This window comes from Actinomycetota bacterium, from assembly GCA_018830725.1.
Taxonomy (GTDB): domain Bacteria; phylum Actinomycetota; class Humimicrobiia; order JAHJRV01; family JAHJRV01; genus JAHJRV01.
Genome location: JAHJRV010000153.1, coordinates 1 through 13,105, shown reverse-complemented (window position 1 = coordinate 13,105; position 13,105 = coordinate 1). Strand labels below are relative to the sequence as shown.

11 protein-coding genes and 1 tRNA gene are annotated in these 13,105 nt (G+C 31.3%); all 12 read right to left on the bottom strand.

Annotated features, from left to right (window positions below; all coding sequences use genetic code 11):
* Window positions 1-155 precede the first annotated feature (155 nt).
* The gene (gene rho, locus KKC53_06855; GenBank protein MBU2598865.1) at window positions 156-1,391 is read right to left on the bottom strand and encodes a transcription termination factor Rho; all 1,236 of its coding nucleotides are present in this window, start codon (window positions 1,389-1,391) and stop codon (window positions 156-158) included.
* Between the two features lie 463 nt (window positions 1,392-1,854).
* Complete coding sequence (sppA, locus tag KKC53_06850) at window positions 1,855-2,796, bottom strand: signal peptide peptidase SppA (protein MBU2598864.1); 942 nt, start codon at window positions 2,794-2,796, stop codon at window positions 1,855-1,857.
* 83 nt (window positions 2,797-2,879) lie between these two features.
* Entirely contained in the window at window positions 2,880-4,553 is a 1,674-nt protein-coding gene (locus KKC53_06845) for an arginine--tRNA ligase (GenBank protein ID MBU2598863.1), read from the bottom strand.
* Window positions 4,554-4,604: 51 nt separating this feature from the next.
* A tRNA-Thr gene (locus KKC53_06840) sits at window positions 4,605-4,679 on the bottom strand.
* A gap of 83 nt (window positions 4,680-4,762) precedes the next feature.
* Window positions 4,763-5,557 carry a stage 0 sporulation family protein gene (locus KKC53_06835; protein MBU2598862.1) on the bottom strand — a complete coding sequence of 265 codons (795 nt, stop codon included), beginning with the start codon at window positions 5,555-5,557 and terminating at the stop codon, window positions 4,763-4,765.
* A gap of 2 nt (window positions 5,558-5,559) precedes the next feature.
* Window positions 5,560-6,696, bottom strand: coding sequence for a DNA polymerase III subunit (locus tag KKC53_06830; protein ID MBU2598861.1), 1,137 nt, complete (start codon window positions 6,694-6,696; stop codon window positions 5,560-5,562).
* Window positions 6,686-7,318, bottom strand: coding sequence for a dTMP kinase (tmk, locus tag KKC53_06825; protein MBU2598860.1), 633 nt, complete (start codon window positions 7,316-7,318; stop codon window positions 6,686-6,688). Before tmk ends, KKC53_06830 begins: the two co-directional genes overlap by 11 nt.
* 9 nt (window positions 7,319-7,327) lie before the next feature.
* A complete protein-coding gene (locus KKC53_06820; protein ID MBU2598859.1) occupies window positions 7,328-8,305 on the bottom strand; it encodes a D-glycerate dehydrogenase in 978 nt (325 codons plus the stop codon).
* 55 nt (window positions 8,306-8,360) lie between these two features.
* On the bottom strand, window positions 8,361-9,482 hold the full coding sequence (locus tag KKC53_06815) for an alanine--glyoxylate aminotransferase family protein (protein MBU2598858.1): 1,122 nt from the start codon (window positions 9,480-9,482) through the stop codon (window positions 8,361-8,363).
* A gap of 212 nt (window positions 9,483-9,694) precedes the next feature.
* Window positions 9,695-12,016, bottom strand: a complete 2,322-nt coding sequence (locus KKC53_06810) for a DNA topoisomerase I (protein ID MBU2598857.1) — start codon at window positions 12,014-12,016, stop codon at window positions 9,695-9,697.
* 132 nt (window positions 12,017-12,148) lie between these two features.
* A complete protein-coding gene (locus tag KKC53_06805) occupies window positions 12,149-12,655 on the bottom strand; it encodes a MogA/MoaB family molybdenum cofactor biosynthesis protein (protein MBU2598856.1) in 507 nt (168 codons plus the stop codon).
* 324 nt (window positions 12,656-12,979) lie between these two features.
* A partial coding sequence (locus KKC53_06800; GenBank protein ID MBU2598855.1) for a hypothetical protein occupies window positions 12,980-13,105 on the bottom strand: 126 nt, incomplete at its 5' end.

The following is a 13,105-nucleotide window of genomic DNA, read 5'->3' as shown; positions in this document are numbered from 1 at the left end:
GTCTCATGAAAGATAAAAGTGAGTATGTGATGCCAGAGATTTCTTATTAAATTTTCAAAGTGCGACTCAAAGATTTTTTGTTCTTTGACAGTTTAATATTTACTTTTCATTTGACATAGAATGTCTTGAAATCTTTTTTATTAATATTTATTTTACTACTTTTTCCCAGCAGCAGAATTTTTAACAGCTAATAAAAACTCCGCATTACTTTTCGTTTCGCGGGTTTTCCCAATTAGAAGTTCTATTGCTTCAGTTGGATCTAACGAATGAAGAACTCTTCTTAGTTTCCAAACTAATTCTGCTTCCTCCTTATTCATAATGAGCTCTTCCTTCCTCGTACCTGTTTTTTCTATATCAATTGCTGGAAAAATTCTTTTATTTGCTAATTTTCTATCTAATTTAATCTCTAAATTTCCTGTTCCCTTAAACTCTTCAAAAATAACTTCGTCCATCTTACTTCCGGTCTCAACTAGAGCAGTCGCAAGTATAGTTAAACTACCACCATTTTCAATGTTTCTTGCAGAACCAAAAAATCTCTTTGGTGGATATAGTGCAGTTGCATCAACGCCTCCAGATAATACTCTTCCAGAAGCTGGTGTCATTAAATTATATGCTCTTGCTAACCTGGTTACACTATCTAATAGAATAACTACATCTTTACCTTGTTCAACAAGTCTTTTTGCTCTTTCAAGAACCATTTCTGAAACTCTAAGATGATTTTCAGAAGGTTGATCAAAGGTTGAACTTATTACCTCTCCCTGAACTGACCTTTCCATATCCGTAACCTCTTCAGGACGTTCATCAACAAGGAGAACCATCAGTATAACTTCAGGATTATTGGTAGTTATACTATTTGCAATATCCTTTAAAATTGTAGTCTTACCAGCTTTTGGAGGAGATACTATAAGTCCTCTTTGTCCTTTACCTATGGGAGCAAGTAAATCTATTACTCTTGCAGAAATTCTAATTGGAGTGGTTTCAAGATATAGTCTATCTGTGGGATATATAGGGGTTAATTGATCAAAATATTTTCTACTCCGTGCCTTTTCAGGATCATCACCATTCACCAATTTTATTTTTAAAATTGCATGATATTTCTCTGTATCTTTAGGAGATCTAACTTTGCCAGCTACTTCATCACCCTGTTTAAGATGAAATCTGCGAATTTGTGATTGAGACACATAAATATCATTCGCACTTGGTAAAAATCCATCAGTTCTTAGAAACCCAAATCCATCACCTAATATATCCAGTATTCCAGATTTAAAATAAAGACCATCACTTTCAGCCTGTGCTTTTAATATTTCTACGATTAATTTATTTTTAGTTAATTTCTTAAAATTTTTTATTCCCATTTCTGAAGCTAAATCCTGTAAGTCAGCAAGTAACATTGCATCAAGATTTGGCTTTTCTAAGATTTTTTCCAAAAAATACCTCCTGTAAAAATTTTTTTATTGAAATTTATAATTTTTGAATAGATTTGTTATCAATTGTTTATTTCTCAATTTCTAAAAGGTTTTTCCCATTTTTTAAAAAATATTAAAAATTCCATTATATTTTGAAATTTTGAGGATTTTGAAGATATGGTGGATAACACCTACTTACAAATTTACCTTTCGAAAGATGGTTTAAAAGATTAAATATTTAGAAAATAAACCACCAATATTGGACTTATGTTATTTTAACTATAAATAATAAAAAAATCAATACTTTTAAAATATTGTATAGTAACTTAATAGAAATGACCTTTTTTAACTTAATATAAGTGTGCAGTTTAAAATTCTTAACTTACTTTATTAAAGATAATTCAGTCCGTCTATTCTTATTATTACTCAATCAAATCATCTAAATCATCTATTTTATAATTGGTTCTTCAAACTGAAATTGAGAATTGAAGTAAATATCAGATAGAATCATTTTTTTTAAACCACTTATTATATTGAAAAGAAATGTGTCAAAAAATGTTGGTCTTTTGAAGTCTATTATTGTGGGTTTTCCCTTTATTTGACCAAGCTCGACAGCTTTATTTATAGCATCCTGATAATTCCCTAACTCATCTATCAATTTTAAATTAAAAGATTCAGAACCCACAAATACAAAACCAGTGGCAAGCTCCTCTACATTTTTTTCTGTCATATCCCTTCCTTTGGCAACATCTCTAATGAACTGTTGATAAACAACCTCTAATTCTTTATCAATTAATCTTTTCTCTTCATCAGTTAACCCCCGTGCAGGACTTCCCAAATCCTTATATTTACCCTTAGTAAAAGTTTCTGTTTTTATTCCCAATTTCTCATATAAACCTTGATAGTTTGGGAATTGCATTATAACACCTATACTACCAACAGATGATGCTTCATTTGCAACTATCCAATCAGTTGCACTTGCTATATAATATGCTCCAGATGCACAAATATCACCTACTGATGAAATAATAGGTTTTTTTATTCTCATAATCTCTCTATATATTTCCTGAGATGCAGCTGCAGTTCCACCTGGACTATTTATTCTAAATATTATTGCTTTTATATTCGGATCTTCTTCTGCCCTATGTAATTGATGAATTATTTTTTCTGGTTCAGTTCCCTCACCATAAAGTAATGAACTGCTCTCAGAATCAGAAATCACTCCTTCTATCCTGATTAAAGCGATACTTTCTCCTGTTGGTATATATCCTACGCCACCTCCTATTAATGAATAGACTAAAAAAAATCCCCAGAATATCACAAGTAGAACAAAAAAGATTGACAAGATCACCCATAACCATACTCTCTTCTTTTTCTTTCTTTCTTTCAATTTCGCACTCTCCTTATTTTATTATTTAAAATTTTCATATTTATGTTTTTTCTAATGAGATTCTTCAATATATTTAATGAGATTCACATGGATTCTGGGGCACTTACTCCTAAAATTTTCAAAGCATTTTTTATTACCTGCTTCGTTGCCAGTATTAGAGATATCCTTGAATTTGTTACACTTTTGTCTTCTACTATTACTCTACAATTCGTATAGAATAAATGAAATATTTTTGCCAAATTTTCTAAATAGTTAGTGATTATGTGAGTAGTACGATTTTGACATGCTTTTTTAATAATAAATGGATAAAATATTAATTCTTTAGAAAGAGCAATTTCATCCAGTTGAGAAATAAAATCAAAGTTTATTTTATCAAATGATGGTATCTCAATATCTTTTTCTTTTGCTTTCTTTAAAATACTTTCAATTCTCGCATGCACATATTGAATGTAATAAACAGGATTTTCCATACTTTTTTCTTTAGCTAAGTCTAAATCAAAATCAAGAGGTGTGTCTAAAGATTTCATAACAAAGAAATACCTTATTACATCTATATTTAATTGCTCAAGTAATTTTCTTAAAGTAAAGAAGATGCCTTTTCTTTTTGACATTCTAACTGGCTTTTTTCCTTGAGTTAGATTCACAAACTGACCTATTATTATCTCAACTTTATCTGGTTCTGTTTCTAATACTTTTGCTGCTGCTTTAAGTCTCATTACATCTCCATGATGATCAGATCCCCAAATATAAATATTCTTATCATATCCTCTATTCAACTTATTTTTTAGATATGCAATATCAGCACCAAAATATGTTGGTTCCCCATTTTTTTTTATGACCACTCTATCTTTATCATCACCATATTGAGATGATATAAACCATTTTGCTCCATTTTTTACATATATAAATTCTTTTTTCTCTAAGAAATCAACTACTTGTTTAAAAAGACCACTTTTATAAAGTTCACTTTCTTTAAACCAGATATCAAATTTAACCCCCATCATTTCCAATGTTTCCTTTATTCTACCCATCATTATTTCAGTTGATTGTATGCAAATATCCTTAATTATTTTATCTGCTTGATATGAAAAATAATCCTTACCTTTTTTTTCTATTAAAGTTTCTGCAATATCATAAATATACTTACCGGGATATCCTCCTTCTGGAAATTCTGAAGGTAAGTTTAATATTTCTCTACATCGCGCTAATACAGATTTTCCTAATAGTTCAACCTGAGTTCCAGCATCATTTATATAATATTCCTTAATCACTTTATAGCCATTTGCTTCAAATATATTTACTAAGCAATCGCCTAATGCTGCCCATCTCCCATTACCTACATGAAGTGGACCTGTTGGATTTGCACTAACAAATTCAAGATTTATCCTTTTTCCTTTACCAGTTTGGTTTGTTCCATATCTTGATTTTAATTTTAAAATTTTGGTTAATTCAGAATTTATGAATTTATTTGAAAGCTTAAAATTTATAAAGCCAGGATGAGAAGGTACAATATCAGTTATTTCACCACCTGGAAAATATAATCTTTCAGATAACTGATGTGCTAAGTCAATAGGGGATTTATTAATTCTTTTTGAAAAAACAAATGTAGCATTTGTTGCTAAATCACCATATTTTTTCTCCCTCGATCTTTCAACTATCACCTCTTTATAGAACTCTTTTATATCAATCTCAATAGGTAACATCTCTTTTACTTCATCGTATAAAACTTTTTTTATTTTATTAAAAATATTTATCAAATATTACCTCTCTAAACTTCTTAAACCATTTTTATAATTATTAATTTAGAATGGAGCCGACGACTGGGATTGAACCAGTGACCTGCTCATTACGAGTGAGCTGCTCTGCCACTGAGCTACGTCGGCTTCCTATTGTATATTGCATAAAATTTCGCCACTGGAAACACTATTTTAAGTTTTTTAATAGCTTTGTAGAATTATCTTAAAATTTAATAATCTATTTGATCTAAAGGAAAAGACAATTTCCTTTCATTTTCAAGTTCAACAACAACTGATTTCAAGGATATATCATAACCAACAACTATGCCCACTCCCTGCGGAGTATTTACTTCAGTTCCTCTAACTGGGCATTTTTTAATAAATTCTTCATAAATGGGGTATTCGTACTTTATACAACACATAAGTCTTCCACAGGGTCCAGATATTTTAAAAGGCGAGAGTGGAAGACCCTGATCTTTTACCATTTTAATAGTAACAGGCTTAAAAGTTTTTAGAAATAGAGCACAACACAATCTTCTTCCACAAGGTCCATATCCACCAAACATTTTCGCTTCATCCCTAACCCCAATTTGCTTCATTTCTATTCTATTTTTAAAAATTAAAGCAAGTTCTTTAACTAATTCCCTAAAATCTACCCTCTCTTGAGATGTATAATAGAATGTAAGTTTTGAACCATCAAAAGCAACTTCCACTTCTTTGAGTTTCATCTTAAGCTCATATTTATCTATTAATTCTAAGCATTTATTGAATGCTTCTTCTTCTCTTAATTTATTTCTTTCATAGCATGATTTATCATATTCAGTTACTTTTCTCAAAACAGGTTTAAGTGGGGCAGCCAGTTCATCATCCTTTATGTCCATTATTTCAGATTCTACGATTCCAAATTCCATTCCCTTTGATGTCTCAACAATTACTTTATTTCCCAAACTAAGATCTAAATTTTCGGGATTAAAATAATATACTTTTCCTCCTTTTTTAAAAACGATACCAACTACTTTTACCAAAGTTATCCTCCTAATTTCAAAAAAAGTGTTTCCATTGCAAGTGGTAAATTTATATTTATATCCATTAAATTCCTAATATATTGTATTTTACCTAAGATATTAATCAACTTTTTTATCTCAATTTTTTCCTTTATTTCAATTAAGTTTTTATAGTAGTCCATATTTGTTATCAACTTATTATTTAATTCATATTTTAATAATAATAGATCGCGATACCATGAGGAAATTATATCCATCACCCAATTTGCTTTAAGTAAAGTTTTCCTTTTTAAGACTCTCCTCTTTTCCTCATCTATTTCACCTCTTACTTTGGAAAAATGTTTTGGTGATAATGCAAAATTTTTCCAAATATTTAACTTTTCTGTCATTTGTTTATCAATTTCATCAGTTGATATTGTTTCCATTATATTCATTACTTTCGATGCAAATTCTATCTTTTGAGCATCATCGGAATCATAAATTTTAGTTAAAATATCTAAAATTTGATCTCTTATTTCTAAACTTTTACCATCACTTACTATTTCCTTAGCTCTATAGAAATTGTAATTATTTAATCTTGAAAGAAATTTTGCAATTTGTGGCTCTATCTCAAGTTTGTCTACTAACTGCCTTTCAACTTCATCCCTTGATATTGAAGTAAAATGCATTGCCTGACAACGGGAGTTAATTGTTGAAAGAATTCGATTTGGTCTTGAAGTTATAAGAATAAAAACTGTATTTAACTGGGGTTCTTCTAAAGTTTTAAGTAGTGCATTTGATGCTTCTTCTGTCATTAAATCTGCTTCATCTATAATTACCCCTCTAACTTTTCCACTATAAGATTTTAGGGAAAGTTTATTTCTAAGTTCTCTTATATCATTTACTAATATATAATTTCCTTTTGGTTCAACTATTAATAAATCTGAAAAGTTTTTATTCATTATCTGTTTGCAGCTATCACAGATACCACAACCCCTTTTAGGACAATTTAATACTGCTATAAAAGAAAGGGCGGCGAGCTTCTTTCCAGACCCTATAGGTCCATAAAAGATGTAAGCATGTGAAAATGATCTTCTTATCACAATCTCTTTTAAATAATTTAATGCTTTTTCTTGACCAACAATTTGATCAAAAAGTGTAAATTCTTTCTCACTTTTCATTTTTAATAAATTTATCAACTTCTTTTCTAATATCCTCGTGGATAAGAAGTTCATTTCTTTTTGAGTCTATTACTCTATATCTTTCAGGAAACATCTTTGCTAATTTACAGTAACCTTCCCTAACCTTTCTCTGAAAAATTTCACCATTTTTTTCTATTTTATCTCTAATATTTCTTGATCTATCAACTCTTTTCAATCCCACTTCTTCGGGGATATTAAGAAAAAATGTTATATCAGGAAGGAGTTCTCTTGTAGCCCATTCATTAACTGCTATTACCCAATCTAAACCCATTTCTCGAGCTATCCCTTGATATGTATATGAAGAATCGACATATCTATTGCTAATTACAATTTTCCCTTCTTTTAATGCAGGTTTTATAACATTTGAAACTATCTGAGCTCTACTTGCTGCAAATAATAATACCTCAGCTCTTGAGTCAACTTTCCCGATCTCCGAGCTAAGAAGTATCTCTCTAATCTTTTCACCAACTGAAGTTCCTCCAGGTTCTCTGGTTATAAGAACTGAGTAGCCTTTTTTTTCTAAATACTTTGCTAACATCTTAGCCTGAGTATCTTTTCCTGATCCATCTATTCCTTCTAATGTGATAAATAGTCCTCTCATATTTTCTTCTTATTGTTCTAAAACTTCTGGATTAACAATATTTGGGGGTCTAATGCCTTTTAATCCAGCTAATAAATTTTCAGCAGCTATTACTGCCATTTTAGTTCTTGTCTCAATAGATGCACTTGAAATATGTGGAGTGAGTACTACATTCTCTAAATCAGCTAAACCAGGAGAAATTTCTGGTTCATTTTCAAAAACATCTAATGCTGCTCCTGCTATTTCCTTATCCCTCAATGCTTTTACTAACGCTTCTTCATCAATTACGGGACCCCTAGAATTATTTATCAGATATGCTGTTTTTTTCATCATTAAAAGTTCTTTTTCACCTATTAAATGGTGAGTCGAGGGGAGCAAGGGGACATGAATTGAGACAAAATCTGACTCTTTTAGGAGCTCTTCTAAACTAACATATTTAATGCTAAGTTCTTTCTCAACTTTCTCATCTGCTCTAAAAGCGTCAAAATATAAAACTCTCATATCAAACCCTTTAGCTCTCTTGGCTACTGATTTTCCTATTCTTCCTAAACCAACTATTCCTAAAGTCTTTCTATATATATCTCCACCCAAAAACATCATTGGTCCCCAACCTTTATACATACCCTCTCTTGTAAATTTATCAGCTTCAACAACCCTTCTTGCAATAGCAAAAATTAGAGCCCATGCCATATCTGCAGTTGTATCTGTTAAGACTCCAGGAGTGTTTGTTACTGGAATTTTCCTTTTAGTTGCTGCGCTAACATCTATATTATTATAACCAACAGCATAATTTGCAATTATTCTTAAATTCCTTCCACTATCAATAACCTCTTCATCTATTTCATCTGTTAGAAGGCAGAGCATACCATCTTTGTCACTTATACCACTGATTAATTCTTCCTTAGTTAATACTCTATCGTGAGGATTTATCTCCATATCACATTCTGCTCTTATCATTTCAAGAGCCTTCTCCGGTAATTTTCTGGTAACAAAAACCTTTGGCTTCATACAAACTCCTTTCTAATTAATGCTTTCTTGGATATTTTTGAAGTTAAATTCAATTTTAAGACATTATCTCCTTAAGGGCAGATATCAGATAGTAAACATTTTTCTTTGAGCATGAATATCCCATCAACCCTATTCTCAGCAGTTTACCTGCTAATTTACCGAAACCTCCACCAATTTCTATATTATATTCATTAAGTAATTTAGTTATTATTACCTTTTCGTTGAGTCCCTCGGGAATTTCAGCTGATGTTAGCATTGGAAGTCTATAACCTTCCTGAGCAAATAGCTTAAATCCCATCTCTGTTAAATGAACCTTAAGTAGTTGACTTATTTCCTTATGTCTTTTAAATCTCTCCTCAAGCCCTTCTTCATAAATTATTCTCAATGCTTCCCTTAGAGCATAGATCATAACAATTGGAAGTGTATGGTGATATTTTCTTTCTTTACCCCAATGTCTCATCAATTCAATTGCATCAAGATATAGAGTTTGTATTTTAGTTTTTCTATTCTTTATTACATCTATTGCTTTCTGACTAAAAGTAATTGGAGCCATTGCTGGTGGAGCACTTAAACATTTTTGGGTTCCACTATAACATATATCTATATTCCAACCATCCACATCAACATCCATTCCTCCCAATGTTGGTACAGCATCTACTACAAATAGAGTTGGAGTTTGGCTACAAAATTTCCCTACTTCCTCAAGTGGAGTTAAAACACCAGTTGAGGTCTCTCCATGTGTCATTGATAAAACCTTTACATCAGGATTTTCCCTTAATGTTTTTTCTACTTCTTCAATATCTATTGGTTTACCCCACTCTGCATCAATTCTTATTACTTCCCCTCCACATCTTTCTATCATTTCTATATTTCTTTCTGAAAAGAAACCATTTAAACAAACTATTGCCTTGTCACCCTGTTCAATTACATTTGTGAATGCAGTCTCTCCTCCTGCTGTTCCCGTCCCTGACATGGGTAGAGTTACTTCATTTTTTGTCTTAAATAAATATTTTAATAACTCTACAGTCTCATCAAGTATCAGGTAAATTTCTGGATCTAAATGACTAATCAAAGGAGATGTCATTGCCTTCATTACACGAGGGTCATAATTACTTGGACCTGGTCCCAATAATATTCTATTTGATGTTATTAATTCTTTAATCTTCTTTAGTTCCATATTCTTTGCCTCCTTATTAAAATTATTTTTTTAAAAAATTTAAACTATTACTAAAAAAAGTGTAGTTATCTACATATGTACTCCCCTCCCTTTGTGGGAGGGGATTTTAGGGGAGGGGAAAATATTTAAATTATCAAATTTACACCCTCTCCCTTACCCTCTCCCATCAAGGGAGAGGAAGGTGATTATAAAAATTATATACCAAAAAAATTCTATTTATTTGTGGAACATGATCTGTTTATACACAAAATTTTTGGTATTTTATCTTCTAACATGATCTCAATCTGAGAAAATCCACACACATCACATAACTTTTCATTAGGTTTTACTTCCCTAGATTGTGGTATTGAAAATGTTGTCTTACATTTTGGATAATTTGAACAACCTAAAAATATTTTTTTAGATTTTCTAGCTGTTCTTAATACCAAGTCATTTTTACAATTTGGACATTTTCCAAAAATTTCCAGTTCCTTTTTTGTTTTGCCTTTTAATTTCTGTTTTGGATATTTTTTACTACTCTTATCTTTTTTTGATGGGCAATCTGGATTTAGACATAAGTTCCAGGGCTTTCTTCTTCTCATTACTATCTTAATTACAGTTGTATTACAATACTTACAAATCTCTCCCGTAGAAGATATTTTACCTTTCTGGGGAATTGGATAAGCTTGAGAACAATCTGGATAATTTGAACAACCAACGAACCTTTTTTTTGTCATCCTACTTTTTATTATTATTAAATCTTTGCCACACTTTGGACACTTCGCGATCCTCTTATCCTCATAAACACCTGTTCTTATCTTTTCACCAATCTCATTTTTTGAATCAGTTAGTTGTATTAATATATCATTTAATAATTGTTTTGACTTTTTTACAACCTTTTCCTTACTTTCTTTACCAGAAGCAATTCTATCCATATCATTTTCCAGGTCAGAGGTCATCTCTGACGAGGATATTTTTTTAGCATGATTTTTTAAAACATCAGCAACCACTATTCCGGTTTTTGTGGTAATTATTGGATTGTTGTGAATATAACCTCTATTATAGAGATTTTGAATTATGGTATGTCTCGTTGATTTTGTACCCAAATTTAATTTTTCCATTTTATTTATTAATCCACTTTGGGTATATCTTGCTGGTGGTTTAGTCTCTTTATCTAAAATTTCAGAATTCAAAACATTCAGTTTATCTCCTTCTTTCAATGGTGGTAGATAACTCTCCTTTGTTTTTATATATGGGTAAAATTTCATCCATCCTTCATCTACAATTTGTAGTCCATTTGCTAAAAATATTTCTTTTGAAATCTCAATTTTTACATTAACACTTAAAATAATGGCTTTCTTGGCAAGAGTCGACATAAATCTTCGAGATACAAGCTCAAATATTCTCATCTGATCGGAACTTATAACCTTCTTATCAGGTACACGAGTTGGATAAATAGGTGGATGGTCAGAAGAAATCTTACTGCCTTTGGTTGGTATAAGCTTCTTTTTAATTAGTAATTCTTCAGCTAAATCAGAAATCTTTTCAAATTTCTTAAGTCTTTGCAAAACTTTCCTCAAATTTAGAGAGGATGGATATACAGTATTATCAACCCTTGGATAACTTATATAACCACCCATATATAAGCTCTCAGCTATATTCATAGCCTTAGCTGGAGAAAAACCAACCTTAGCTGCTTCCTGAAGAAATGAGGTCGTATTAAAAGGAGATGGTGGTTTTTTATCTCTCTTCACCTGATTAACTGATTTAACTATGCTCCTTTCCGATAGTTTATTAAGTATTTTCTCTGCTTCTTCTCTGTTATTGAACTTCCTCTTTTTGTGATAAGCAAAGAAGTTTTGCTTATCTTTTGAAATTTCACACCTGATCTGCCAATAAGGGGTGGGTTTAAATTCAGTAATTTTTTTCTCCCTTTCTGCTAAAATGGCAAGTGTTGGACTCTGTACTCTTCCCGCTGATAAGTAATTTTCCCAAAGCCTTTTTGAGGCAAGTGATATAAAACGAGTTAAGATAGCTCCCCAGTACAAATCAATTTCCTGTCTTGTCTCTCCTGCCATTGCCAGAGAAAAATGTGGTTCTTCTAAATTAGAAAATGCTTTATTAATATCATCTGAAGTTAATGTTGAAAATCTTGCCCTTTTTATTCTAACTTCTGGATTCACTTTTTTTATTAGAGAAATAACATCAAATCCGATTAACTCACCCTCTCTATCAAAATCAGTTGCAATAATTACTCCACTGGCCTTTTTAGCTTTTTCTTTAATAAGTTTAATCAAAGATTTAGATTTTGGAACTTTCCTGGTTTCAGCATTAATCAAACTAAAAGGCTCAACCTTCTGCCAGTTCTCATATTCAGGAGGAAATTCTAATGTTAGGATATGCCCTCTCAATCCCATTACTAAAACATTCTCATCATCCCACTTAAAGCTATAATAGATATTTTTATAGTAACTTTCTCTCTTAGCCTTTTTTCTTGAGAGTATTTCTGAGATTCTTTTTGCTGATTGATTTTTCTCACAAATTATTAGTTTCATATAATTTAAATTCCCCCTCTCCCTTTCCCTCTCCCACCAGGGGAGAGGCTAAACAGTCAAGAGACTATACCCAAAGCTTTCAAAGGTTACTTAATTTATTTTATGCCTAAAGCTTTCAAAGGGTCTCTATTTTTAAGGGGCATTTTTCTGTTTTGTTGCACATTCATAAGCTTCCCCCCTCAACACCTCAATACCATGATCTAATATTGGAATAATTACTTCCAATGATTCTTCAACAGCTTTTGGACTTCCTGGTAGATTAATTATTAAAGTACCACCCCTAATACCACTATATCCTCGGGAAAGCATTGAATGAGGTGTAATTTTATAACCTTCCAATCTTATTATTTCAGATACTCCGGGAACTTCTTTTTCTACTATTTCTTTTGTAGCTTCTGGAGTTAAATCTCTTGGTGAAAACCCGGTTCCACCAGTAGTAAAAATTAGGTCAACTTTCTTTTTATCACAAAAATCAGTAAGAGTATCTTTTATCATCCCCTTATCATCAGGAACAATCTTATAATCAATTAACTCATAACCAAGCTTTTCTATCTTTGTCTTTATAACATTCGCACTGATATCTTCTCTTTCACCTCTATATCCTTTATCACTTACAGTCAAAATAGAAAATCTAATCATTTTTAATCTTCCCCCTCTCCCTTTCCCTCTCCCACCAGGGGAGAGGCTACACATGTAGGGCAACTTTTAGTTAATATGTATTGCAACCCTTTGGGGTTGCAATATTAAGCAAGGCTAAAGCCTTGCCCTACTATATTTTTCTAAATTTTATTTATTACTATGACATTGTTTTTATAAATCATGGCTAAAGCTTTCAAAGGTTACTTAATTTATTTTTTTTGTTCTTACTCTATTAGAATGATAATCTAATTCTATTTGAGAGTGTGAACTACCGTAAGCTTTCGCAAGCGGGTTTCCTGGCTTTAAGTTAAGCTATTTAAAAATTTAAAAATTTTCAATACTAATAGGAATTGGTGTAGTAAGAATTGCTTTTAACATTCTAACCTCTACATCTTCCCCTCTTTCAATAAAATTTTTCTCAGCTGGAATAGTTAATAATCCATTTGCTTT